The 24,218-nt window shown below is 63.0% G+C and carries 19 protein-coding genes and 1 pseudogene; 6 read left to right on the top strand and 14 right to left on the bottom strand.

Annotated elements, in window-relative coordinates:
- Positions 1 to 25: 25 nt before the first annotated feature.
- The 14 genes from H6B51_RS02525 to H6B51_RS02460 all read right to left on the bottom strand — a co-directional run bounded on the left by H6B51_RS02525 (position 26) and on the right by H6B51_RS02460 (position 17,594).
- Positions 26 to 1,516 (bottom strand): coiled-coil domain-containing protein, encoded by a 1,491-nt coding sequence (locus H6B51_RS02525; RefSeq protein ID WP_204882185.1) that lies wholly within the window; start codon positions 1,514 to 1,516, stop codon positions 26 to 28.
- The gene (locus H6B51_RS02520; protein ID WP_204882184.1) at positions 1,516 to 1,710 is read right to left on the bottom strand and encodes a DUF6760 family protein; all 195 of its coding nucleotides are present in this window, start codon (positions 1,708 to 1,710) and stop codon (positions 1,516 to 1,518) included. Before H6B51_RS02520 ends, H6B51_RS02525 begins: the two co-directional genes overlap by 1 nt.
- A 32-nt stretch (positions 1,711 to 1,742) precedes the next feature.
- Positions 1,743 to 2,105, bottom strand: a complete 363-nt coding sequence (locus tag H6B51_RS02515) for a phage tail assembly protein (protein ID WP_204882183.1) — start codon at positions 2,103 to 2,105, stop codon at positions 1,743 to 1,745.
- A gap of 113 nt (positions 2,106 to 2,218) precedes the next feature.
- Positions 2,219 to 2,710: a phage tail protein gene (locus H6B51_RS02510; RefSeq protein WP_204882182.1), complete on the bottom strand. Its 492-nt coding sequence runs from the start codon at positions 2,708 to 2,710 to the stop codon at positions 2,219 to 2,221.
- Between the two features lie 49 nt (positions 2,711 to 2,759).
- The gene (locus H6B51_RS02505) at positions 2,760 to 4,442 is read right to left on the bottom strand and encodes a phage tail sheath family protein (protein WP_335342089.1); all 1,683 of its coding nucleotides are present in this window, start codon (positions 4,440 to 4,442) and stop codon (positions 2,760 to 2,762) included.
- 115 nt (positions 4,443 to 4,557) lie between these two features.
- Positions 4,558 to 4,941: a DUF4280 domain-containing protein gene (locus tag H6B51_RS02500; RefSeq protein WP_204882180.1), complete on the bottom strand. Its 384-nt coding sequence runs from the start codon at positions 4,939 to 4,941 to the stop codon at positions 4,558 to 4,560.
- Position 4,942: 1 nt separating this feature from the next.
- Positions 4,943 to 5,713: a hypothetical protein gene (locus H6B51_RS02495; protein ID WP_204882179.1), complete on the bottom strand. Its 771-nt coding sequence runs from the start codon at positions 5,711 to 5,713 to the stop codon at positions 4,943 to 4,945.
- A gap of 3 nt (positions 5,714 to 5,716) precedes the next feature.
- Complete coding sequence (locus H6B51_RS02490; protein ID WP_204882178.1) at positions 5,717 to 6,313, bottom strand: Pvc16 family protein; 597 nt, start codon at positions 6,311 to 6,313, stop codon at positions 5,717 to 5,719.
- Between the two features lie 27 nt (positions 6,314 to 6,340).
- Positions 6,341 to 9,136, bottom strand: coding sequence for a hypothetical protein (locus tag H6B51_RS02485; RefSeq protein ID WP_204882177.1), 2,796 nt, complete (start codon positions 9,134 to 9,136; stop codon positions 6,341 to 6,343).
- Between the two features lies 1 nt (position 9,137).
- Positions 9,138 to 11,186 carry a TolC family protein gene (locus H6B51_RS02480; RefSeq protein ID WP_204882176.1) on the bottom strand — a complete coding sequence of 683 codons (2,049 nt, stop codon included), beginning with the start codon at positions 11,184 to 11,186 and terminating at the stop codon, positions 9,138 to 9,140.
- 29 nt (positions 11,187 to 11,215) lie between these two features.
- On the bottom strand, positions 11,216 to 12,439 hold the full coding sequence (locus H6B51_RS02475; protein ID WP_204882175.1) for an MORN repeat-containing protein: 1,224 nt from the start codon (positions 12,437 to 12,439) through the stop codon (positions 11,216 to 11,218).
- A gap of 44 nt (positions 12,440 to 12,483) precedes the next feature.
- Positions 12,484 to 14,874, bottom strand: coding sequence for a HAMP domain-containing protein (locus tag H6B51_RS02470; protein ID WP_204882174.1), 2,391 nt, complete (start codon positions 14,872 to 14,874; stop codon positions 12,484 to 12,486).
- A 22-nt stretch (positions 14,875 to 14,896) separates the two neighbouring features.
- Positions 14,897 to 15,733 (bottom strand): hypothetical protein, encoded by an 837-nt coding sequence (locus H6B51_RS02465; protein WP_204882173.1) that lies wholly within the window; start codon positions 15,731 to 15,733, stop codon positions 14,897 to 14,899.
- 52 nt (positions 15,734 to 15,785) lie between these two features.
- Entirely contained in the window at positions 15,786 to 17,594 is a 1,809-nt protein-coding gene (locus tag H6B51_RS02460; RefSeq protein WP_204882172.1) for a hypothetical protein, read from the bottom strand.
- Positions 17,595 to 17,817: 223 nt separating this feature from the next.
- Between H6B51_RS02460 and metF the strand changes: the two genes are divergently transcribed.
- From metF to miaA, 6 genes and pseudogenes are all read left to right on the top strand, one after another.
- Positions 17,818 to 18,678, top strand: coding sequence for a methylenetetrahydrofolate reductase [NAD(P)H] (gene metF / locus H6B51_RS02455; RefSeq protein WP_204882171.1), 861 nt, complete (start codon positions 17,818 to 17,820; stop codon positions 18,676 to 18,678).
- The gene (locus H6B51_RS02450; RefSeq protein WP_204882170.1) at positions 18,675 to 19,310 is read left to right on the top strand and encodes a Vitamin B12 dependent methionine synthase activation subunit; all 636 of its coding nucleotides are present in this window, start codon (positions 18,675 to 18,677) and stop codon (positions 19,308 to 19,310) included. Before metF ends, H6B51_RS02450 begins: the two co-directional genes overlap by 4 nt.
- A gap of 5 nt (positions 19,311 to 19,315) precedes the next feature.
- On the top strand, positions 19,316 to 21,694 hold the full coding sequence (locus tag H6B51_RS02445; RefSeq protein ID WP_204882169.1) for a homocysteine S-methyltransferase family protein: 2,379 nt from the start codon (positions 19,316 to 19,318) through the stop codon (positions 21,692 to 21,694).
- A gap of 100 nt (positions 21,695 to 21,794) precedes the next feature.
- Positions 21,795 to 22,232: a hypothetical protein gene (locus H6B51_RS02440; RefSeq protein WP_204882168.1), complete on the top strand. Its 438-nt coding sequence runs from the start codon at positions 21,795 to 21,797 to the stop codon at positions 22,230 to 22,232.
- 336 nt (positions 22,233 to 22,568) lie between these two features.
- Positions 22,569 to 23,012 (top strand): annotated as a pseudogene (locus H6B51_RS02435) (low molecular weight protein-tyrosine-phosphatase); the annotation flags it as partial.
- A gap of 24 nt (positions 23,013 to 23,036) precedes the next feature.
- A complete protein-coding gene (gene miaA / locus H6B51_RS02430; protein ID WP_418055053.1) occupies positions 23,037 to 23,921 on the top strand; it encodes a tRNA (adenosine(37)-N6)-dimethylallyltransferase MiaA in 885 nt (294 codons plus the stop codon).
- Positions 23,922 to 24,218: the final 297 nt, after the last annotated feature.

Here is a 24,218-nt window from a genome sequence, read left to right as displayed (position 1 = left end):
GGTCTGCTCCCTCCTTACTCATAGATTACGGCTCCTGGGTGCGCTCCGATTCCTCTTGTGCTTGGGAAGCAACCGCCTGCTCGGCCTTCTCCCGGCGCTCCTGAAGGGCCGCCTCGGCATCCTTGGCGTCCTGTTCCTGCTGTTTCTTCTGGGCTTCCAGCTCCTTTTCAGCCTCTTCCGTTTTCTCCTGGCGCTCCTTCCGGGCGGCTTCGGCGTCCTTGGCGTCCTGTTCCTGCTGCTTCTGCTGGGCTTCCAGCTCCTTCTCAGCCTCTTCCGCTTTCTCCTGGCGCTCCTTCCGGGCGGCTTCGGCATCCTTGGCGTCCTGCTCTCGCTGGGCGGCCTCGGCCTCCCGCTCCTTTTGGGCGGCCTCCGCCTTGGCCCGGCGCTCCTCCATGGCAATCTCGGCGGCAGAGGGTCCGGCGGGGGACGTCTCTGTCTCCGGCTTGGGATTGACGATGGCGTCCACCTCCGCCTGGAGGGCCCTCAGCTCGGTGACCGCGTTGTCCAGCTGGGTCTTGCGGTCATTGATCTTCTGAGCGGACTCCTTCATCGCGCCGTGGGAGGTATTGGCGGGGCTGAGCTGGGTGGCGTTCTGGATCTCCTGGTTTTTACTCTGAACAGTGGCCAGCTGGGTGGCCTGGTTGTCGTCCAGATCCTTGCCCTGGGTCTCCAGAGTTTTCTTCAGGGTATCCAGCCTGCTGCGGAATGAGGCGGCCCGGCCGCTGACCGCGGGAGCTGCGGGAGTTGTGGCAGATTCGGAAGTCTGGCCGGCCGCATCCTGGGCCGCTTTTTCCGCCTGCTCCAACTGGTCGATCAGACCGGTGATCTCAGTGACCAGGCTGTCCCCCTGGGTTCTCAACTCGCTGGCGGCGGAGGCATTCTCCCCGGTAGTGCTCTCCAGCTCCGCGGCCTCTTGTTTCAGGCGCTCCAGCTGGAGCTGCTCGTCCTTGGCCCGGGCCTCGTTGCTGACGCTGTTGGTGGCAGGAGTGGCATATTCCGCCCCCACATCGGTAAGAACATCGCTCCAGGGGATGTCCACGCACAGCATCTCCCGATAGCCCAGGGTGGTAGTCTCCACCAGCAGGCCGGACTGGTCCCCGGACAGCTCCCCGTAGGTCTTTTTCATCACACAGCAGCCGGTGAACACATAGGTACGGGCCACCAGGCCAGGGATAAACTGATTGGGAGCCCGGCCCACGAAGAGGAACACCGGCAAAGCCAGGTTGCCGCCCAGGGGCATGGGGTCCACGTAGTCCACGCCCACATACCGCTCCACCTCCAGGGTAAAGGGACGGCTGATAGGCTTGCGCAGCATGTGGACATAATCGTTGAGTCCACCCTCCTGGATGAAATCGTATTCCATCTCCCGGGTGAAGGCCTTTACACTTTTACAGGGCAGGTCAAAGAGCAGCTCTACCCGCAGCATAAAGTTGAAGTTGACCAGGGGGTTGCGCCCCTGGTTCCACACCAGTATATTGCCATCGGTGATCCCGTGGCTTCCGTTGAATACACTCATCAGCGACCTCCTCCGGCAGGCCGGCGCACCGCCTGGCGGCCCATCTCCAGGATGCTCTTTTCCTTCTTCTTTTCAGAGGGATTCAGGCTGCTGTTGATGGTGGAGATCTCCTCACACCACCGGCGGCGGCTGGCGTGATCCATGCCCAGCACATCCTCCTGACTCCAGTGGAAGTAGTAGGAGATGAAGCTCATCTCCTTGTACAGCTCCTGCTGGGGGTACAGCGTTATCCCTCTGGCGTAAAATTTATGGGCACCTCAAAGGTCTTGCCGCAGTCGGGGCACACCGCCTTCATAACAGGGGGCTCCACGTCGTTGATGCGCTGGTACATATCCTGCAAAAAGGCCAGGTCGGCGGTGAAAAACCGCTCCACGATGTTGGGCACGATGGTCTCCATGCCCTCCAGCTCCACGATCACCTTGGCCAGGATCACCACGGTGAGATAGGAGGGGTTGGCCAGCACACGGGGGTCCCGTGTGGCGGAGATCTCGTCGCCGGCAGTGGCCAGGCGCATTTTCCCCCGTTTGTGGACCTCGCCCACCGAGTCCACATAACCCTTGGGCAATTCAAATTCATAAACTGTCGTCATAGGAAGCTCCTCCAGTTTCAGCTTGATAGGGCAGGGGCCCACCTCCGCCGGAGCGGGGGCAGGCCCCCGCCCTACCGGTCAGGCCGGCAGGGCGGACGGGATCACATCCCGACTTAGTTGGGGATGGTCAGCTCTTCGTAGGCGATCTCCACGGTCTCGATGGCCACCTCGCTGGTGGAGGCGTTCAGGTCGGGGCCGTTGTACTTGCACACCCAGGCGTCCTTCAGGATCCAGGTCAGGGTACCGGTAACGGTCTCCTGGATGGCCTGGGGCGCGCCGTCGGAAATGTCGATAAGCTCGATGGTCACGTTGCGGCGGGGAGTCTCGCCCCGGTGCTCGGAGACGCAGTTCTGGATCCAGGTCTTGAAGTCCTGGTCCTTGGTGTAGCCCATCTTCAGGGTGATGTTGCCGTGCTTCACCAGGCCCTGGATCTTGACGGGAGCCAGGCTGGAGGAGTTGCCCTGGCGGAACTCGATGACGTCCACGCTGGCGTCGATGCCGGTGACTTCGTTGAAGGCGGCCACGCCGTTGACCTCATCCACCGACACCAGGAAGTTCATTTTCGTCAGGGGATAATACAGGCCGGAAGAATTGGTAGTAGCCATATAATTTTACTCTCCTTTTCGTAGGTAGTGATGCCTCAGGCGGCGGATCTTATTCGGCGGACGCCTCGGCGGCGGCGGACTCGGCGGTGAACTGAGTCACGCGGAAAATGACAAACTCGGCAGGGCGGCTGGGGGCGATGCCGATCTCGCAGATCAGCCGGCCGTTCATGATGTCGTCCCGGCTCATGGTGTTGGGACCGATGTCCACATAGAAAGCCTCGGCCGGGGTCTCGCCGGAGAGCATACCGGCCCGGAACATGTTCTCCAGGAAGGAGGACACGGTAGCCTGCACTCTGGCCCACAGGGAGGAATTGTTGGGCTCGAAAACCACCCAGTTGGTGGCGTTCTTAATGGACTGCTCCACATAGATGAACAGGCGGCGCACGTTTACATACTTGAAGGCGCTGTTGCTGCTGGCGGTGCGGGCGCCCCAAACACGGATACCCTGGCCGGGAAGGGCCCGGATCAGGTTGACGCCGGCGGGGTTGAGCACGTCCTGCTCGCCGGTGTTGTAGTTCACCGACAGGCCGGTGCAGGCCACGGTCTCATTGGCGGGGGCCTTGTGGACGCCCCGGGTCACGTCGGTGCGGGAGTACACGCCGGCTACCGCGCCGGAGGGGGGCACGAACCCGGGCTTCTTGGTCACGGGATCGAACACCTGGATCCAGGGGTGATACATGGCGGCGTAGGTGGAGTCGATCATGGAGCGGTACTCCAGGATGTCGTTGGTCTTGACCAGCTCCTGGGGAATATCCAGCACGGCGAAGCGGTTCTGTCCGTTCTCGCAGTGGGCCACCAGGGAAACCACCACCTCGGGGATGGTGACGCCGGGCACAGCGATGATGCTGGCCAGGTTGTTCTCCAGGAAGGCCTGGATGCCGGTGCGCTTGCCGGGGCCACCGTCCTGGCCGATGTACACGCCGGCGTTAACGGCGTCCATGGTGCCGTCGCTGCCACCGGCAAAGGCCACGGTGCCGGAGAGCTTGCCCTTGCCCAACAGAGCGGAGACAGGATTGACCACCTCGTCATCGGCGGCCAGTTCCTCCACCACCACCAGCTTGCTGGCGCTCAGCCGGGCAGCCAGGTTATTGGGAGAGTTGGGTACCAGGTTGACCCCGGCATAGGTCTCCACCTCGCCGTCGCAGCGAACGGTCACGTCCATCTCCACGGAGTAAAGGACAGCCTTGGGCACCAGAGCGGGATCCACGGGGTCTCCGGTAAACTCACCCTCAAAGGTGATGACGTTGTCAAAGATGCTCTGAACCCGGTTGAGCTCCCCGGCGAACTCTACCAGGTCGCCCTCGGCAAAGCCGGTGGCGTTCTTGGCCACGTAGACCCGGTCGCCCTCCTTGCGGATGAGCTGGAGCTTGCGCTTGTTGACAGTGGTGAAGCTCACCAGGATGCGGTTGCCCCACTTGCCCTCGTTGGCGGCCCGCATGGACAGGGGGCCGGCGGAGGCGGTAGCCACGGCGGCGTTCTCAGGCACCACCCGGGCGATGAAGCAGCGGGTGCCGCCGTTGGCGAAGAACTGCTCCACACTGGCAGGGAGGAAGCGGTAGGGACCGTGGGTGTACTCGCTGAGGTAGCCGCCGAACTGCCGCTGGAAGTCGGCGAAGCTGGTGCACAGGGAGGGAGCGCCGATGGTGGGGCCCTTGACGGTCATGCCGATAAAGCCGGCAGTGCTGGTGCCCACGCCCTCAATGGCACGGGGGGAGGAGTCAAACTCTTCCACATAAACGCCAGGAGAAAAATACTCAGCCATAGTTTTGTCGGGATCAGGTGTCTGACCTGACCCTCCTCCTTTCACTTAATCACTGATATAGGTAAATGTTTTTTGCGCAGAGTTGTCAATAGACCACCTTGGCCTGGCCGGGAGTGACGATCTTGATGGTGCCGCCGTAGCTGCATGTCAGGGTGGCGTCGTTTGCCAAAGCCATCCGGCCGCCGATGGTGGGGCCAGGCGAGCCCATCCAGGAGCCCGCGGGCGCCGGTACACAGGGCTGGGGGGTGAGCACCCCCAGGGCCGCCGCCGTGGCCGAGGCCACCGCCGGATTGGCCATACTGGTACACATCCCGCAGGAGGACACGTTCACCATGGGGGTGACATCCATAGTGGTGGCCACCATCTTGCCCTCATAGGTGACGATGGCCTGAGCCGTGGCGGTAAGAGTACCGGTTCCCATGCCCATGGAGCACATAATGGAGGCGCCGGTGACTACCGGTATGGCCATACTACAGATCTCTCCTTTCCTCCACCCCGGAGACCGTGGGCTCCAGCTGGTGCCGGACACGGAGATCCAGTGTTGCGAAATTGGTCTGCTCCCCCGCCACCCAGCGGAGAATCCACCGGGCGGAGGTCGCGTCATCCCGCACCTTCAGCCGGTACTTCCCATTCGGGGCGGCGCTGCCGAAGACCAGGGGGCAGATGGGAAAATAGTTGCGGAACTCCATCTCCAGGGGGCGATCCAGCTTATATTGCTGGTCGTTTACCCGACGGGTCACAGCAAAGGGCTCATATACCCCCCGGTCCGGATCCACCAGAGCATACCAGGTGCGGTTGAGCTCCAGCTTATGGGGGTTGAAGATGGTGATCAGCCTCCGCCGGGGGTCCTGCTCCCGGATGAGGCAGGGGCTCTCACCCGCCCGCACTCCGTCCAGCGTTTGGATACCAGGCATGGTACCCTCCACTCCCAAACAGGGGTAACGGCTGAGACGATAGTCGTCAGCGGGGATCAGGTGGGGCTCCAGCAGCGGGAGCTGGGGGTCCAGCTCCTTGCTGTGTACCTCCAGGCGGCAGGGTTCAAAGCCCGGCATGGAGATGTCCAGGGTGAAGTCCTCCTGCCGGTCGCTCAGGAAGATCATGCTGCCGTCGGTGCGGAACATGGGGTGGACCGGCTTGCCGTCCCACAGGATGCGGACGGACCGGTCCTGGACCGGGAAGCCGGTGGTGGTATCGATGAGGCGGAGGGCCAGGCCAAGCCGGTGTATGATGGTGGCTGGCACGTCTTACCCCTCCTCTCTGGGGATCCCCCGCATGGCCACGGTAAACTGGGCCTCGGTGACCCGGGGGGAATCCACGATGATCTCGCTGGAAACGAATACGGGGGACGCTTTATAGAACAGGCTGACCTGGTACGGCTTGTTGATGGCCGACCAGACTCTGACCTTGTCCTCCAGGGACAGTTTCGCGGGGGTAAAGATGATGGGCGGTTCCTCGTTCTCCAGCCAGGTCTGGAGCTGGCGTGGGTTGACTACGTTGCCGTCGGTGACGATCTGGGCCGCCCGGCCCAGGATCTTCTGTACGTCCGCCGCCTTCAGGCCCATCTGAGAGGAGCCGTTGATGAAGAGCATGTAGTACAGACTGTAGGGCCGGGGCGGTCTCTGAAGACGGGTCCGGCCGGTTCCCAGCATGGAGGGCACGGATACCTCGCCTTCCTCCCTGATATCGTACAGGTAAATCCCCAGGATGTAGTCCGCGTCCTGTTCAGCGGGACTGCACACCGAGATGTTGTTGGGGGAGGGGATGGGCTCCGGGCACATCTTTCCCCGCAGCAGCTGTACCATATAGGTGGAGACATCGGAAATGATTGGATAATCTGCCATTGCATCACTCCTTCCGGTATCCGGAGGCTATGCCAGGAACCGGGCGAATAATTCCTCCGCCTGGGCCTGGATCTCCGTAGTGATCAGCACCGCGTAGTCGCTGTCCTGGAGATAGAGTCCCTCGGCGCCAAATTCCTGTAGCGTGTACTCCTCGCACACATAGATACCGTTCTGGTATTTGGCTGTGAGAGACATATGGTCCACGTCCTCCTCCGTCCGGCCGCGTACCACGGCGTCGGAGTAGGCGGTAAACCCGTAATAGGTGGCTCCTTTGGCCAGGGTGCCCAGGCTGCGGGTGGCGTTCCACACGTACCGCATCCCGGTGACATATTGCAGGGCGGACAGGGGCACGTACTCGTTGCCCAGGTCGTTGTACTTCTGGTAGACCAGGGGGTTGCCCACCTCGCTCTGCCGGCGGGCCAGGGAGAGCAGCAGGGCCAGGGCGTCGTCCGACTTGGTCTGGTCATAGTACATTTGCAGGGCTGCCAGGTAGATGGCCCCCTTGCCGTCCTCTCCCAGGCCGGCATCCCGATCCGTGCCGGCGCTCAGGCCGGCGCCCGTTCCGGTGCCGGTTCCGGTGCCGGTGCCGCTGCCGGTCCCTGTTCCCGTGCCTGCGCCACTTCCGGCGCCGGAGCCCAGGCCGGTGTCGGTGCCAGTACCGGAGCCTGTAATGGCGTTGCCGGTGTTCAGCAGGCTGGTCCCCTCTCCGGCGAAGAACTCTTCGGCGATGCCGGACAGGTCGGTGGTATTCTTTTCCTCCCGCATGGCGGCGGCATAGGCGTCGGCGTTGTTGAGGATGGCGTCCTCAATGGCGGCCAGGGCGTCGTCAAAGTCGTCCGAACCGTTCAGGTTCTTCTGGGCGGCCATGGCCTGGTAGAGCTCGTTGAGGGCGGGGAACACCAGGCCGTAATCCAGGGGGAGCATCTCCTCCAGGCTGGCGATGGTGCTGTTCAGCTGGGACAGGTCCTCGTCGGAGGGATCGCCGCCGTTGATGACCCCCAGGGCGTCCTGCTTCAGGCTGGAGGTGGCCGCCCCCAGGCTGCCGTCGCTCATGCTGCCCTCCAGGGAGGCCAGCTGGGCCTTCTTCAGCGTCAGGTCGTTGCTGAGCTGGCTGGCCAGGTCGGTGTCGCCGTCGGCGTTGGCCTGCTCCAGCTGATCCTCCAGGTCGCTGATCTCGCTGCTCAGCTGGTTGAGCTGGGCGGTGTTCTCCTTCTCGATGCCGTTGATCTGCTCGTCAATGGCGGCGATCTGGTCCTCCAGCGCCTTGGCCCCCGCCAGATCGTTCTCATCCAGACAGGCCATCATCTGGGTCTGGAGATCTGCCTTTTCCGCTATCAGGGCGTCCAGCTCGTTGCCGCCGGCCGCCAGCTCGTTCTCCCGGCGCAGGTCGGAGAGAAACTGGATATGGGCGTCCAGGGAGGCGGTAGCCCCGCTCTGGAAGGCATCGGAGGGAATGGAGCTGTACCAGCCACTGGAGATCTGGAGCCGGTCGTCCAGATAGGTCACGGCATCCGCCGGCAGGACACGCTGGGTACGGGCGGTGATGAGGAACTCCAGCTCGTTGCGCATGGTGTTCAGCAGGGAGGTGTTGTCGCTGGCCAGGCCGTTGAGCAGGGCGTCGCCCTCGCCCTGGCCCAGGGCGGAGTTGTAGGAGGCGTTCTGGCCGGCGCTGAGGCCGTCCAGATAGGCGCTTTCCGCCTCTCCCAGCAAGGTGTCGTCCAGCAAGGCCAGCTCCCGCTCCTTGTTGGAGATCACCCCGTTCTGAATGTTCCCCAAATCCACCAGGTCCTCCACATCGCTGTCGCAGGCGGTGTAGTTGTCTGCCTCGGCGTCGCTGATGAGCTGGTTGGCCATGGTGTAATAGGCTTTGCTCAGCACGGTGGTGCCCTCGGTAAGCATGTTGCCCTCGTGCTCAATGAGGGATGCCTTGACGTTGCTCAGGCTGTCGTTCACCGCGGAGGTAAGGGTGGTGTCGATGCTCATGCCCTCAGGCTCGCTGGCCTCCTCCTCGCCTTCCTCCCCTTCCGAGGGAGGGGGCGCGGTGTAGGTGATCAGCTCCATGGACAGGTCGTTGACCTCCGGCTCCAGGATGCGCATGACCTCCGCCCGCCGGGTGGCGTCCACCGCCTCCATGACTCCCTGGACCGCCTCGATCTGGACGCTGGTGCCGCCGTTGGCGTTGAGGTAGTCCAGGTAGCGCTGGAGGGCGTCCAGCTGCCGGTCGGCGGTGTCGGTCACGTCGTTGTGGACGTCCAGCTCGAAGATCTCATCCATCTTCGCAATGTTGGCCTGGGCGTCCGGGTTGTCGGGCTGAGTCTCCTTCAAGGTCTCATACTGGTTTTTCATGGGGAAGAGCTCTTCCAGCGCGGACAGGTCATAGGGATCAGGAATATCGTAGATACAGGTGGCGGTGTTGGTGCGCAGATCGTAGGTGATTCCGTCGGACTTGGTATGGTGGGTAAAGAACAGAGCCTCGATTACCGACTTTTCCACCGGAGTGCCCCCGGTGGTGATGTCCTCCAGGGTGGAGGCCTGGGTGATGTCGAACCAGGTACCGTCGGCCAGCTCCGATTTGTAATAGATCCGGTTCTGGCCGGACTCGTCGGCGGACTCCTGGGCTGTGGCGTAAATACTGTCGGTAAGGGCGGACAGATGGATCAGGTGGGTACCGATGGCCAAGGTGGAGTTTTCAATGTCGTCCGGGTTGATGTGAACGGCCTCCTCTTCATTCCACACGGCTCCCGCCAGCAGCAGCTGGGCCCCCAGGGCGATGGCCAGGATCAGGGCCAGGACGGCCGCCAGGATCTGTTTGCGATATCTCATCTCAGGCCCCTCCTTCCTGGGCGTCAGTTACAATGGTGCCAAGTTCGGTATCGAAGCGAGCTTCCAGCAGCAGCGCCCCGTCGGCGTCATACAGCTCCAGGGTCACGTCCTCCAGGCTGGTGATCAGCAGGGTGAGGTACTGGAAGGACTGGGAAAGATCCATCACGTCGGTGGAATAGACCCCGGCCTCGCCGTATCGGACGGCATAGCTCTTGGCGCCCTCGCTGGCGTTGATATTGATGGTAAGCTCCGAGGTGCTCAGATCGCCACGGTTGGTGGTGGAGGCCCGGTAGGAGCCGATGGTACGCTCCTGAGGTCCGTCGTCACTCTCCGACTGGAGGTTGAGCACATCTCGGGATACGGTGGCGTCGATGGCGCACTCGGTAACATATTCGTCGCTATTGTACAGGCGGATCACCAGGTCCACCCCGCCGCCGTAGTCCGAGCTCAGATGGGAGATCTCCTCCCCGATGGCGGTTCGCTCCCCGATCTGGTATCCGTCGCTCCAGACCTCAAACTGGTTGACGGCGGGCTCGAAGTCCTCGGGGATAGAAACGCCGATATGAAACACCAGATCGTCCACGGTGGTGTAAATATAATAGTAGGGCTCGTCGATGGTATCGATGTCGGAGAAGCTGTCGCCCCCTTCCCCGGCGCCCATATCCAGGGACTCCCCGCTCATGTACTTGGTGACCGCTCCGCAGGTGAGCCGGTCAAAATCGTACAGCTGCTCATTGTAACTGGCCAGGGCGTCCAGGGCTTCCAGCTGGGTCTCCTGATAGGTGGACTGTGCGTCGTCCACCTGGGTGAAGTCCACCTGGCCCAGCTTGTTCAGGGCAGCGGCCTTGCTCAGCTCCTCCTGCTGCTCGGCACAGGTCTGTGCCAGGGTCTGATAGGCGTTCCAACTGCTGACCAGGGCTTCGTAGGAGCTTTCCACCTGGCTGCGGATGGAGGCCTCGGTGCTCTCCACCTCCGCCCGGGCGCTGTCGTAGTCCATACAGGCGGTGTACACCGCGTACATCTCGTCCTCGATGTACCGGGAGCCGTCGATCTCTCCCTTGAACCACTCCATGGTGAAGGTGAAGAAGAGGATGCGAATCTTGCCGGCCCAGGGTCTGTCAATGGCGGTGAGGAATTCCTCATACTTCATCTGGAAAGCGGCGTAGTCCACCTCCTGGCCCTGCTTAACCATGTTGATGTACCCCTGGATGGTATCCATCTTGCCGCCGTACTGGCTGCGCATGAGGGACTCATAGTTTTCCAGGTTCATCAGGGCGGTGGAGGCGGTGGTACGGGCCTCATACACCGTCTGGTCGTTGTCCAGGGTGTAGGTGATAATGCTCTCCAGCATCTCCCGGGGCATGGCCAGCTCGTTGAGGGAGTTGCGGAAGGTGTAGCCACTGGTCACATCCAGCCCCACCATCTCGGTCAGTTCGGCTTTCTCTGTCTCAAAGGTCCGCTTCAGGTTGGACAGCTCAGTGGTGAGGGTCTCCACCTTTTTGCTCATGGTGTCCACGTCGCTCTGGGTGGCCTGACCGGTGACCAGCCGGGCCTGGTTGCGCTCCAGCTGCTCCTGTGCGGCGTCCAGCCGCTCCTGGGTAAAGGCGATCTTCTCCTGAGAGATGTAGGCCTGAGTGTACAGCTTGTTCACATCAGCCAGCACCTGGTAGGTGAGGTCGTCCATCTGGTGCTGGAGGGTCTGGATCTCCGCCTGGAGGGTGAGAGGCTTCACGTTGAGCTCATGCTCCTCGATCATGTTCAGAGGCTCTGGAAATTTAAAGCTCAGCAGGGGGGACCAGCGGAAGGAGGTCTTGTTCTTCACCTTGGCTTTGATGCCCTCCACGGCCTCCACGTACTTCATTTTCTTCAGCAGGATCTGGTTATACACCTTGGAGATGTCGCTGCTGCCCGCCAGGGCCATGGTCTGTGCCTGCTGGAGCAGGAAGGTCTTGCTCTGGGCGGCCCGGGCCCGGGGGGCCAGGCCAAGCACAACCACCCCGCACAGGAGCAGGCAGGCCAGGCGCTGGATAATGGAACGATTTGGGTTCATGCTCGCCCCTCCTTTTTCGGGGATCCGGATCAGGCGGTCTGGATCGCGTACATGAAGAACTGATCGATCCCGGCGCCGGTGCAATAGAAGGTATAGAGGAGGCCGTCCCGCTGGTAGGAGTAGATGTACAGCTCCCCGTCCCGGTCATAGTCGGATACGGTGTACACCCCCTCGTAGCTGGAGGCGATCTCCATATCCACCGCCTCCACGGTATCCGCCTCCTGCTGGACCAGCTGGTTGACGCATACCGCCTCGGCCAGGTCCACCCAGGCGGTGCCGGAGTAGTCCGGATCGCCCAGGACCTGGGTGATTCGATTGATAGAGGAATAGATCTCGCCCTCGATAAGGGCCGAGCTCCCCAGTACATACACGCCGGTAACGTTCCAGCTGTCATCCAGAGCGGCCGTCCCATCGGCCACGGCGTACACCGCGCCGATTTCCTCCATGTACACGCAATACTCGCTGCTGCTGCTGTACACCTGGGAAACGCCGGTATACATCTGAGCCACGTCGGTGGTTGCTTTGTCCACCAGCTCTCCAAATACAATCTGGTCCTTCTGGAAGGAGCCGGTAAAAATGGAGCTGCCGGTGCTGTTGTACAGGGTGCCCTTTCCGGAGCGCACCCCGGTCACATAGTCTCCCTCGTACTCCAGCACTCCGGTGGGCCGGAAATACTTACCCACCCCATTATACAGGTTGTCGGTGAAGTTGCCGGTATACTGTACCGTACCGTCGGCGTAGTAGGTGGTGCCGGTGCCGTTATACATGTTGTCGGAAAAGGCCCCCTCGTACACCGTGTTGCCGTCCTTGTCGTACAGGGTACCAGCGCCCTCGCATTTGGCGTCCTGGACCTGGCCCACATAGGCCAGATGGCCGTCGGCGGCCAGGATGCGCACAGTGCCGTTCTGGAACTTCAGAGGGATGGAGTTGTAGCGGTAGGTATTGATGGTGACGCCGGTATTGCCGGCGCTGGCGGGGGTGGGCAGCATGGACAGGATGAACCACACGCACAGCACCCCCAGGACCACAACGATGGCAAAGGCCAATCGCTTGCTCACCATCCAGTTGAGCAGTACGTAGTAGTCCTTTTTGTGCTTGGGCCGCACATCAAAGAGGGTGGAAAAGGCCCTCCGCAGCCAGGTAAAGACCCGCGTCCTCCAGAAGGTGGGGGATACCCACAGCCGCAGCCTGGTCCACAGCGAGGTGAATTTGGCGCGCAGAGAGGAAAACAGGGTGGAAAACAGTTTATTCACAGAGGAAACGCACCTCCCTGCCTCTGCCCCGTAGGGCGGTCAGTTTACTGGTCGATCCCAAAGAGGCGGTAATCCACCTGACCGGGATCACTGTTGAAAAAGTACTCGCAGGCAAACAGGTACCAGCGCACCACTCCGTCCTGAGGACAGGCCTTCAGCAGAGAGGAGAACAGGTTCCGGGCCAGGTAGAAGTCGTTATGATAGAACAGGCGGATGCCCTCCTGGAGCCGCTGGTCATACCGGATGCGCAGATTGCGCTCGATATCCTGGTAGGTATCCAGGGCCTCGTACAGCTTAAAGCTGTGGCGGCCGTCGGCAGAGGCCACGTAGCCGATGTACCGGGTGTTGCACCCGATGGTGAGCCGGTTGAGGATGTCCTCGGTGAGAACCATCCGCACGCCGGCGGACCGGAACCGGTCGGCAAAGCTGCCCAGAAACTCCATCTCGGAAGAGGAGATCAGGGGGAACACCCGGTCCTCTGTACCGGCGATGCCGTAAAGAAAACTGGTGTAGTGGAGCATCAGGAAGTAATCAGGCCGCCAGCCCTGAACGGCGGGCTGGCGTTCCAGCTCTCCCATCAGATCCAGCCCCGCCTGGACGGCGCTGCCGGTATCCTCGGGATAGAACACGGGGGCCGCGTCCAGCTCAAAGCTGCCCGCCAGCATCTGCCCCTGATGGGCCTTGGCGCTCTCCCGGAGCATCCGGAAGCAGTTACTCACAAACTGGACATAGTCCTCGTCCTCCAGGGCCTGTCTGGCCCGATCCCGGTTGTTGACGCTGAACAGGCCCATGCTGCCGGTCAAGGTGCGGGCGTCCCGAAAGCTCACCTCCATGACGGAGGCCCGGTCCAGCAGCCGCTCCATCCCCCAGGGCACGAACCGGCGATAGGCCTGGATGACGCTGTCCACCTCGTAGTCCCGGATGGACAGTCCCATGCACATTTCCTGCATGGCCCGGTTGAGCTCGCCCAGCTCATCCCGCCGCTTGGAAATGGGGGCGGGGCGCAGGTTGCCCTCGCTCACCGCCTTCATCTGCTCGGTGATGGCAGCCACCGGCCGGGTGGTCCGCCGGAGGAAGAGGTAGATCAGCAGCAGGGAAACCAGGAAAAGTCCACCCAGCAGGCTGCCCACCACCCCCAGCAGGGAGACCATATCCCCCAGGCTGAGCTCGGCGGCGGTGCGGCTCACCAGCACTCCCACCAGCACCCCGTTGGCGCTGACCGGGGCGGCAGATACGATGATCTGGCGGCCACCCGAGCGGATGGTAACCGCCCCGGCGCTTTCCTCCCGAAGCACCTGATCCATTAGCTCCAGGGAGGCTCCCGTCAGGTTCTCGGCAGCGGAACTACCCCACACCGCCTGCCGGGACAGGGCCACCGTGGCCTCGCCCCCGGAGACGGCGTACAGCTCGTCGCCGGTGCCCATCAGCTGTTCCAGAGCGGCAGCTTCCACGGAACCGTAGAAGTCCTCCTGAAGCACCGCCTCCGGCCCGGCCTGCTCCAGCAGCCTGGCCCGGGACTGGGTCAGGGAGACTGCCCCGTCCATGTTCTCGCCGGTGCGCAGCCCGCCGGTACCGGCCACCAGAGCGGCGGTGACCACCAGCAGAGTAATGAACAAGCACACGCCCGTCAGGCAGGCGGTGCGCAAGGCCAGAGTCTTGGCCTGGGTGCTCCTCCGGACCGCCAGGGCCAGCACCAGCACCACCGCCACCGCGATCACCGCGGCGGCCAGAAAATCCCATTTACAGGCCAGCCGGGCGGAAAAGCTGATGGAGATCTGACCGGGGAACTGGATCTGGGGATAGGCCTCCAGAACGGTGGCGGCACCGGCGGAGCTGATGCGGAGGGCTCCGCCCTCTCCCAGCTGTACCAGCAGGGCGTCTCCGTCGGGCTGGGCAGCTACCACCCGTCCCATGTCCCCCACGATCTGGATATCCCAGTCTCCGCCGCTCTCGGGCAGGGCGCACACCACTGCCCGCCCGGGGGAATCCACCCCGGCCACCCGGATGGTACCGGAGCTGACGCCCAGGCCGGTGACCCGCATCTGGAGGGCGTCCTCGCCCCCTCCCAGCTCGGTCACGGTACCGTCCTCCTCCAGCAGGCACAGCTGCCAGTCGCTGCTGGCCAGGCTGCCCTCCCGGCAGGTCTGGCGGATGAAATACACCCCGTCGCTTCCGCAGGCCAGCTGGGTAATAGAGGTTACCAGGCCGTCGCCCCGGCGTCCCTCCTGATAGACCTCCCGGACCCGTCCCTTTTCATCAGCGGTATAGATCCGGGACTGCATGGTACGATTTTCCGTCAGGTACAGGGTGTCGCTGTCCTTCTGAGCCGCCACCGGCTCCAGCTCCGCGGTGGCAGGCAATCCCAGAGGGGTGCAGAGCACCAGCAGCAGCGCCGCCAGCAGGAGGGCCGCCGCGCTTATGATCCACTTTCTCATATGCAGTTGGCTCCCCCTTTTTCTATCGTAAAGTCAGATCTTCTGTCCCGATCTGTTCAAAGCACCGTTCAAACAGCCGCAGCAACGGGATATCGCCAAAGATCAGCTGAGAAATCAGCATGACCACCGCCAGAATCACCGCGATAACGCACAGCACCAGCAGCAGATGGAAGATGCGGTCCTTGTTTCGCAGCCAGAAGGCCTTGATCCGGCCCCGGAGGCCCTGCTTTTTGTCGGGCAGAGCGGTGACTTTGATGTCCCGATAGAGCTCAGGAAAGGCGCTGTAGGCGTTCTTGGCCGTCTTTTTCCGCAGCAGTTCGTAGCTGTTCAGCTTCCGGCGGCCCTTGTTGCCCCCCTCCAGCAGGTCCAGCAGCATCTGGGCACAGCAGGTGACGCAGGCGGACTCGTCGTTTTTCTCGTCCAGCTGGGACAGATCCAGGAAGTGGGTAAAGTATACCCCGTTGTCCTGGTTCAGGTGGACGTTGTCCTGGGTGAGTACCAGGTAAAGCAGGGGATAGGGCAAGGGAGAGGACAGGCACTCCATCACCAGGTTGATGCAGATCTCCTCCCGCACCTTCAGCCCTGTCATCTGGCCAGGAGCGAAGGCGGGCAGCCGCCGCTCCGGCCGGTACTCAAAGGCAAAGCACATATCCTCGTTGTGGGCGAAGCTGGTGAGCACCGCCTGCTGCTCTCCCCACTCCCGCTCGGACTGCTCCAGAATGGCCAGCAGCTTTTTGATGCAGGCCCGGTCGTGGACCACCAGCAGCGTATAGCGCAGCTCCACAGGTGAGTTGAGATCCCGGCAGACATACACATCGTTCACCGGGCCCTTCATGACCTCCCATATGGTACTGAGCATTAGATTTCCACCCTGATAGATCACGGCGTCTTCCCTCCAGCCCCTCACTGACTTACTTGTTGGCGGCCGCCTCCTCCTGCTCGGCGGTACGCTTCTTCACCACCGCGTAGGCATAGGTGCTGACCAGCGGCATATCCGCGCAGGAGATGCGGATCTCGTACACGCCCTCCTTACCGGGGGCGGTGTAGATGCCGTCGGCGGTGATCTCGCCGGAGTCCGGCTCTGTAAGCTCGTAGCTCAGAGTACAGGGCTCCATGTTCTTGAACCTCACATTGAAGAAGTGGCTCTCCCGGGTGGCCAGCACCACGGTGGGCTGCTCGGCGGCGATGCTCTTGCCCGCCAGGCGCTGCAGCTTGGAGCTCTCCTCCCCGGCAGGCAGCTTGATGGCCACCCAGCGCAGCACCATCACCGCTTGGCCCGGGTCCTGCTCCAGCCGGGCAGCGGCAATGAAGCTGCCCCGCTCGCTGAGCACCTTCACACCGGTGGAGGCCCGGGTGATGGGCAGCTCGGGCTCGTTGAACAGGGTAGCGTCCCCATAGATGGTGTTGCGGGCCTGTTCGTTGGTACGGGGGTCCTCCGCCAGGTACTCAAAACCCACCTCCACCAGCACGTTGCCCCGGCCCAGGCCGTGGAGGATCTCGTCGGAGCGGACCACATCCCCCCGCTTGGCTCCGCTAAGGGGGATCTCGCAGATACCGGTGGCGTACATGGGCTCGCTGTACCGGGCGCCGTTGTCGGCAGGACCGGTCTCCCGCTCCACCGCCACGGCGGCCGGCCGCTGGGCGGGCTGAGCGTAGTAGCCGCCGTATTCGGTACGCAGGGCGGCGGCGGCGTTGGTCTGCACGTAGTGCTTGACGCCGTCCTCGATGACCTTTTCAATGAGGTAGGCGCTCTTGGTCCGCTGGAGGCGGATCTCCGCCAGGGGCACGCAGTCCGACCGGCCGGCTATCTCCCGGCTCTCCAGGCTGATGCGGCCAATGGCCCGGGCCACCAGCTCGTCGGGAGTCAGGTCCTCCACGGCCACCCGCATGAGGAAGTTCTCCGCCAGATTCTCCCGCTGCTCGCCTACCAGAACGCTCACCATATTGCTGCCGGCAATCAGCACCGAATCGGGAGCGGGGGTAGCCTGGGCGGTAAGCCAGTAGCTCTTGCTCACCCGCTCCCCGGCGGTCAGGCGCAGATCCTCCATAGTGATATGTACCTCGTGCTCCCCGCTGTCGGAGAGGAAGGCAGGGGTCTGAAGCAGCATATCCAAACTGAAGGAGGCGGCCTCCTCCGCCAGGCACTCCACCTGTATGTCCAACCGGGCCTGGCGGCCGCAGCTGGCAGAGGCAGGCATGGACAGGGTGACCATGTAGTCGCTGTTTTCAAAGAGGACGGCGGTGGCCAGGAAGTCGGACTCCAGCTCCATCACTCCGCCGGGAGCCTCGGCATCCCGGAGGAAGAAGCTCCAGCCCTCTCTGGTGTGGTTGCACTCGTAGTTGTCGCCGCTCTCCTGGCTGCGGACGGCGTACACCGGGTGGACGTTCTCCTCCTGATACTGCAGGCAGAGCAAAACCCGGCCGCTCTCCAGCTCCTCAAAGCCGGGGATGGCCGACAGCTTGCGCACCACCGCCGACTCCACGGCGATCTCCCGGCCCAGGCCGTCGATGGCCACGCCGGAGTCCACCATGACGCTCTGGTCGTCCAGGCTGTACACCCCCAGGCCGCACACCACGCCGTCGCCGAACATCATCTCGTTCAGGAAGCGCCGCTTCTGGATGCCGTACTCCTGTTCCACCTGGAAGTCCGCCGAGGTCAGCAGCTTGCCCACATAATACCGGTTGCGCTCAAAGGGAAGCAGTTGATTATTCTCCACCATGTACACCCCATCTCATATGCTCCGCCGGCGGAGCCGGCATATTTCTCGACGCAATCTCTTGCAATTTCCGTTCATTGTGGATATTATAGCATAACACCCCCCACTTTTTTCTAAAGATTCGTTTAAACTATCGTCTCCAGCCTTTTGGGTTTGAAAAAGTCCGGTATGTCCCGCAAATCCCCGTATCTCAATATTTTTACGCGCGAATAAAGGAGCTGAGCCCATGAAGATCACCGACATTCTAAAGCAGGACGGCCCCACCCTGTCCTTTGAGGTATTCCCCCCCAAAACCAGCGCCGGCTATGACTCGGTAGCCAAGGCCACCCAGGAGATCGCCGCCCTCCGCCCCCACTTCATGAGCGTCACCTACGGCGCCGGGGGCGGCACCAGCGATTACACCGTGGGCATCGCCGCCGGTATCTCCCAGACTTATGGGGTGGACGTGCTGGCCCACCTGACCTGCGTGTCCTCCACCCGGGCCCACGTGTCCAGGGTGCTGGGCCAGCTGAAGGAAAAGGGCATTCAGAACGTGCTGGCCCTCCGGGGGGATATCCCCGAGGGGGGCGCCCCAGCCCATGACTACCAGTACGCCGCCCAGCTGGTACGGGATATCCAGGCCCAGGGAGATTTCTGCATCGGCGGGGCCTGCTATCCCGAAGGCCACCCCGAGTCCCCCACCAAGGACGCCGACATCGACCACTTGAAGGAGAAGGTGGAGGCGGGCTGTCAGTTTCTCACCACTCAAATGTTCTTCGACAATAACATTCTCTATAACTTCCTCTACCGTATCCGGGAGAAGGGCATCACCGTGCCGGTGGTGGCTGGTATCATGCCGGTGACCAACGGCAAGCAGATCGCCCGGATCTGCAAGCTGTCGGGCACCTATCTGCCCGAGCGGTTCAAGGCCATCGTGGACAAGTTCGGGGACAACCCCGCCGCCATGCACCAGGCGGGCATCGCCTATGCCGCCGGCCAGATCATCGACCTGCTGGCCAACGGGGTGAGGCACATCCACATCTACTCCATGAACAAGCCGGAGATCGCCGCCGGTATCCAGGCCAGCCTGTCGGAGGTGCTCAAGTGATCCACGCCCCCCGGCAAGAGGTCCTGCGCTATCTGGGCTACCGGGGGATGGAGCCCGAGGGACAGGTTGCAGCCCTCATTGACGCCCGGACGGCAGCGGTGGAGGGGGCCGCCGTCCCCCGGTGGACCGCCCTGGAGCTCCCCCTGGCCCTGTCCCAAACTGGGGCGGTTTTGGGGACCTGGGAGATCCAAAGTCAAAAGCTGGCCACCCACCTGGAGGGCTGTACCTCTGCCCTTCTCTTCGCCGCCACCCTGGGAGTGGAGGTGGACCGGCTCATCGCCCGGTCGGCGGCGGGCCGGGTGGCCCAGGCCGCCGTGGACCAGGCGGCCGCCGCCGCCCTCATCGAGGCGGTGTGCGACGACGCCTGCCACCAGCTGGCCGGGCGCTATCCGGGGCAATACCTCCGTCCCCGGTTCAGCCCGGGGTATGGAGACTTCCCTCTGTCCGCTCAGCCGGAGCTGCTGGCCCGGCTGGACGCTCCCAGGAAGATCGGCCTTACCGCCACTTCCGCCCACCTGCTGGCTCCCGTCAAATCGGTGACGGCGGTGATCGGGGTGGCCCCCACCCCCGGCAAATGCCACGCCGGAGGATGCGCCACCTGTTCTAAAGAAAACTGTACCTTCAGGAGATGATACCTATGACCTTTCTGGACGCTCTCCACAGCCGGAGGCTGTTCTGCGACGGCGGCACCGGCACCCTGCTCCAGGCCCGGGGTCTGAAGGGCGGGGAGCTGCCCGAAACCTGGAACCTGCTGCGGCCGGAGGAAATTACAGCCGTCCACACAGCTTATTTGGAAGCGGGGAGCAATATACTCTGCGCCAACACCTTTGGGGCCAACGGCCTGAAATTTCCCGCCGGGGGTCCCTTCTCCCTGGAAGAGATCGTCACCGCCGGGGTCACCCTGGCCAGGGATGCCCGGGCGGTGTCCGGCCGGGAGGACGTATATATCGCCCTGGACCTGGGCCCCACCGGCAAGCTCTTGAAGCCCATGGGGGACCTGGACTTTGAGGAGGCGGTGGCCCTGTACGCTCAGGTGGTGCGCATCGGCGCCGCCGCCGGGGCCGACCTGGTGCTCATCGAGACCATGAGCGACTCCTACGAGGCTAAGGCCGCCGTGCTGGCCGCCAAGGAAAGCTGTGACCTGCCGGTGGTGGTCACCACCGTGTACGGGGAGAACGGAAAGCTGCTCACCGGCGGCACCCCCGCCTCCACCGTGGCTCTGCTGGAGGGTCTGGGAGTGGACGCCCTGGGGGTGAACTGCGGCCTGGGCCCCGCCCAGATGGCCCCCATTGTAGAAGAGCTGCTCTCCCTCACCTCTCTGCCCCTGGTGGTCAACCCCAACGCGGGGCTTCCCCGGCAGGAGGACGGCAAAACCGTCTTTACCGTGAGCCCGGCAGAGTTTGCCGTCCACATGGAATACCTGGCCGGGCTGGGGGTCCAGGTGCTGGGGGGCTGCTGCGGCACCACCCCGGAGCATATCAAAGCCCTCATTACCGCCTGTAAAGATCTGCCCTGGGCGCCCCCTGCCCCCAAGGACCGCACCCTGGTGTCCTCCTACGCCCAGGCGGTGGAGATCGGCCCCAGGCCGGTGGTCATCGGGGAGCGGATCAACCCCACCGGCAAGAAGCGGTTCCAGCAGGCCCTCCGGGACCATGACCTGGAGTATGTGCTGGGCCAGGCCTTCGCCCAGGAGGAAGCGGGGGCCCAGATCCTGGACGTGAACGTGGGCCTGCCCGACATCGACGAGCCCGCCCTGCTGGTGGAGGTGACGGAGGCCCTCCAGGGGGTGCTCCCCCTCCCCCTCCAGCTGGACACCTCCGACCCCGCCGCCATGGAGCGGGCCATGCGCCGGTACAACGGCAAGCCCATGCTCAACTCGGTGAGCGGCAAGGAGGAGAGCATGGCCGCCATCTTCCCTCTGGTGAAGAAGTACGGCGGCGTGGTGGTGGGCCTGGCCCTGGACGAGACCGGCATCCCCCCCACGGCGGAGGGCCGGCTGGCGGTGGCCCGGAAGATCGTTGAAACCGCCGCCCGGTACGGCATCCCCAAAAAGGAGATCGTCATCGACCCCCTCACCCTCACCATCTCCTCCGAGCCGGAGGCCGCCCTGGTCACCCTGGAGGCGGTGGAGCGCATCGGACAGGAGCTGGGGGTGGCCACCATCCTGGGGGTGTCCAACGTGTCCTTCGGCCTGCCCCAGCGGGAGACCGTCAACACCGCCTTTTTCACCATGGCCCTCCAGCGGGGCCTGAGCTGCGCCATCCTCAACCCCAACAGCGGAGCCATGATGGGTGCCTGGCGGGCCTTCTGCGCCCTCACCGGCAGGGACCCCCAGTGCGCCGGCTACATCGCCGCCTACAGCGGCCAGGCCGCCCAGGCCCCCGCCCCCGCCGCCGTCCTCTCCCTGGGGGACTGTGTGCTCCGGGGCATCCGGGAGGGGGCCGCCCAGGCCGCCCGGGACCAGCTGGCGGCAGGGGCCGCCCCCCTGGAGCTGGTGGACCGGGTGCTCATCCCCGCCCTGGATCAGGTGGGCCAGGGGTTTGAGAAGGGCACCCTCTTCCTGCCCCAGCTGCTCATGAGCGCCGAGGCCGCCAAGGCCGCCTTTGAGGTGGTCCAGTCCGCCATGGCCGGGGAGGATCGCCCCAGCCAGGGCAAGGTGGTGCTGGCCACCGTCCAGGGGGACATCCACGACATCGGCAAGAACATTGTCAAGGTGCTGCTGGAGAACTACAGCTTCGAGGTCATCGACCTGGGCAAGGACGTGCCCCCCCAGCGGGTGGTGGAGGCCGCCTGCCAGCCGGGGGTTGCCCTGGTGGGGCTCAGCGCCCTGATGACCACCACCGTGGTGAGCATGGAGGAGACCATCCGCCGCCTCCGGGCCGCCTGCCCTCAGGTGAAGGTGGTGGTGGGAGGCGCGGTGCTCACCCAGGAGTACGCCGACCAGATCGGCGCCCACTGCTACGCCAAAGACGCCATGGCCACCGTCCGCTTCGCCAAAGAGGTGTACAAACAGTAATTTTTTAAAATTTTTCCCACTGGATGTACGCTTTCGTACAACTTTTGCCCCTGTCCCCCCAGTAATAAAAGGGTGTTTGCCCGCACTGGGAGGAACTGCCATGAAACAGGCCGTCATTGCCCCCGAGGGCCGGGAGCTCCAACAGCTGCGCCGGGTGGCACAGCTCTTCGCCGCCCAGCTCACCCCCGCCCAGGCCCTGGAGATAGCCTGGGTTTACCCGGAATTTGCCCCCGGCATGTGCTATGAGACCGGAACCTATCTTCGCCGGGGGGTAAACGCCCTGGGGGATCCCCAACTCTACCAGGTCACTCTGGACCATCTGTCGGCGGCAGACCGGCCCCCGGAGTCCGCCCCAGAGCTGTATGAACCCCTGGGCCTGGCCAGGGACGGCACCCCTCTGTGGAGCCGCCCGGCGGGGGATCTGGACGGCTACCAGCCCGGGGACGTGGTACATTGGGCCGGGCGGCCCTACCGCTGCCTGGTCCCCGACTGCCTCACCTGCCCCGAGGCTGACCCAGTGGGGTGGACCGGACTTTAGCTCCCTGCCTTGTTACGTTCCAGATTGGGTCACGCCTCGTTTCCGTTCCACCTGATATGTTGCAATCCCTGTGTCAACTCCCCTATCACAGTATCCAGCGGTCTCATGCGGCCAACAATGTGAACTTTTCTTTCTATCTATTTGAAACCCCGCAAAAGATTTCCTCACTTTGGTACCACTTTATATAATTTGCGCAAATACACGCTCCATCCCCCAAGCGTCCCGTAATGATGATGTAAATATCCCTCGTTTGTGGTACAATCAAGTCATCCATGCGAAACGTCCATTAAAGAGACGGGAGTTTGAAGGCTTAAAATAAGAAGGGACTTTGAAGGGATGACAAAACTACTGTTTGTGTGCCACGGCAACATTTGCCGCAGCCCCATGGCAGAATATGTGATGAAGGATCTGGTGATGCGAGCCGGCCGGGAGGCGGAATTTGAGATCGCCTCCGCCGCTACCAGCACCGAGGAGATCGGCAACCCGGTCTATCCCCCCGCCCGGCGGAAGCTGGCCCAGCATGGCATCAGCTGCGCCGGACACGCCGCCCGGCAGCTGACCGCGGCGGATTACGGCCGGTGGGACTACTTCCTGGGTATGGACAGCGCCAATCTGCGGAACATGCGGCGGCTCTTCGGCGGCGACCCGGAGGGCAAGGTTACCTCTCTGCTGTCCTGGGCCGGACAGGACCGGGATATCTCCGATCCCTGGTACACCGGGGATTTTGAGGCCACCTGGCAGGATGTGAACGCCGGGTGCGCCGGACTGCTGGCCGCTCTCACCCAAAAAAGCCTGCCCAAGCTGGTGGTAGTTCTGGGTACCACCGCCTGCGGCAAAAGCGGCCTGGGGGTAGAGCTGGCCAAGCGGTTTAACGGGGAGATCGTGTCCGCCGACTCCCGGCAGGTGTACACCGGACTGGATCTGGGCACTGGCAAGGTGACGGAAGAAGAAATGGAGGGGATCCCCCACCACATGCTGGATGTGGTAGCACCCAATCAGCCCTACTCGGTAGCCGATTTCCAGACGGGAGCCTATGCCGCCATTGACGATATCATCGCCCGGAGAAAAACGCCCTTCCTGGTAGGAGGGTCCGGGTTATACGTGCGGGCAGTGACCGAAGGCTTCGCCTTTGCCGACGTCACCCCCGACCCCGCCCTCCGGGCGGAGCTGGAGGAAAAAACGGCGGAAGAGCTATACGCCATTCTCCGGGAAAAAACGGGAGTGACCTTGTCCAACGGAGAGGAGCACAACCATCAACGGCTGGTGCGCTCGGTGGAGAAAGCCCTGGCGGAGGGATGGGAGCCCCCTCAGGCCAAGCCCCGGTACCGCTGCCTTCTGTTGGGAGTAAACTTTCCCCGGGAGACCGTATGCCGGCGCATCGACGACCGGCTCCAGGCTCGGATCGACGCCGGGATGATCCAGGAGGTGGCAAATCTCCGGGCCGCCGGAGCCACCGACCAGTTCCTGGATGGACTCGGATTGGAGTACCGCTATATCCTGCGCTTTTTAAAAGGAGAGCTCTCCTCCCTGGAGGAGTTGAAGGACGAGCTGGGCCGGGCCATCAAACGGTTTGCCAAGCGGCAGGTCCAGTGGTTCAACCGGGACCGGGATGTGCTGTGGCTGGATATGGAGGGAGATTTCCTCGCTCAGGCCACCCGGGCAGTGGAGCAGTTTTTACAAGCGCCGTAGCACCGCCCGGCGCTTCTCCCCTTTGGCCGGGCTCTGTTCCGTTAAACAGACTCGGAGTTCTTTTGTCATTGGGCGGGAGCGCCAGATATCTTGTCCCACACGCAAAAAAGATAGGCTGGATAACCTCTCTTGAGGCTGTCCAACCTATCTTTTTTGTGTTCTGCATAAATGGTATGACGGACAAGGATCGTAAGCGCTCAATAACCACCCGTATACAGTCAAAACCCGGTAGGACTTGCAATCCTACCGGGTTCGTTTATTTGCAATCAGAGGTCTCCAAATATTTACGGCGTTTTA

Source organism: Pseudoflavonifractor phocaeensis (genome assembly GCF_016901955.1).
In the GTDB taxonomy this organism is placed as follows: Bacteria; Bacillota; Clostridia; order Oscillospirales; family Oscillospiraceae; genus Flavonifractor; species Flavonifractor phocaeensis_A.
Note: the sequence above shows the minus strand (reverse complement) of the source record. Positions and strands in the feature narration are given on the sequence as shown.

Excerpts from the sequence above, each read along its gene's own strand:
- H6B51_RS02525 (WP_204882185.1), bottom strand. The coding sequence starts at position 1,516 with ATGAGTGTATTCAACGGAAGCCACGGGATCACCGATGGCAATATACTG.
- H6B51_RS02520 (WP_204882184.1), bottom strand. The coding sequence starts at position 1,710 with ATGAGCTTCATCTCCTACTACTTCCACTGGAGTCAGGAGGATGTGCTG.
- H6B51_RS02515 (WP_204882183.1), bottom strand. The coding sequence starts at position 2,105 with ATGACGACAGTTTATGAATTTGAATTGCCCAAGGGTTATGTGGACTCG.
- H6B51_RS02510 (WP_204882182.1), bottom strand. The coding sequence starts at position 2,710 with ATGGCTACTACCAATTCTTCCGGCCTGTATTATCCCCTGACGAAAATG.
- H6B51_RS02500 (WP_204882180.1), bottom strand. The coding sequence starts at position 4,941 with ATGGCCATACCGGTAGTCACCGGCGCCTCCATTATGTGCTCCATGGGC.
- H6B51_RS02490 (WP_204882178.1), bottom strand. The coding sequence starts at position 6,313 with ATGGCAGATTATCCAATCATTTCCGATGTCTCCACCTATATGGTACAG.
- H6B51_RS02485 (WP_204882177.1), bottom strand. The coding sequence starts at position 9,136 with ATGAGATATCGCAAACAGATCCTGGCGGCCGTCCTGGCCCTGATCCTG.
- H6B51_RS02480 (WP_204882176.1), bottom strand. The coding sequence starts at position 11,186 with ATGAACCCAAATCGTTCCATTATCCAGCGCCTGGCCTGCCTGCTCCTG.
- H6B51_RS02470 (WP_204882174.1), bottom strand. The coding sequence starts at position 14,874 with ATGAGAAAGTGGATCATAAGCGCGGCGGCCCTCCTGCTGGCGGCGCTG.
- H6B51_RS02465 (WP_204882173.1), bottom strand. The coding sequence starts at position 15,733 with ATGCTCAGTACCATATGGGAGGTCATGAAGGGCCCGGTGAACGATGTG.
- H6B51_RS02460 (WP_204882172.1), bottom strand. The coding sequence starts at position 17,594 with ATGGTGGAGAATAATCAACTGCTTCCCTTTGAGCGCAACCGGTATTAT.
- metF (WP_204882171.1), top strand. The coding sequence starts at position 17,818 with ATGAAGATCACCGACATTCTAAAGCAGGACGGCCCCACCCTGTCCTTT.
- H6B51_RS02445 (WP_204882169.1), top strand. The coding sequence starts at position 19,316 with ATGACCTTTCTGGACGCTCTCCACAGCCGGAGGCTGTTCTGCGACGGC.
- H6B51_RS02440 (WP_204882168.1), top strand. The coding sequence starts at position 21,795 with ATGAAACAGGCCGTCATTGCCCCCGAGGGCCGGGAGCTCCAACAGCTG.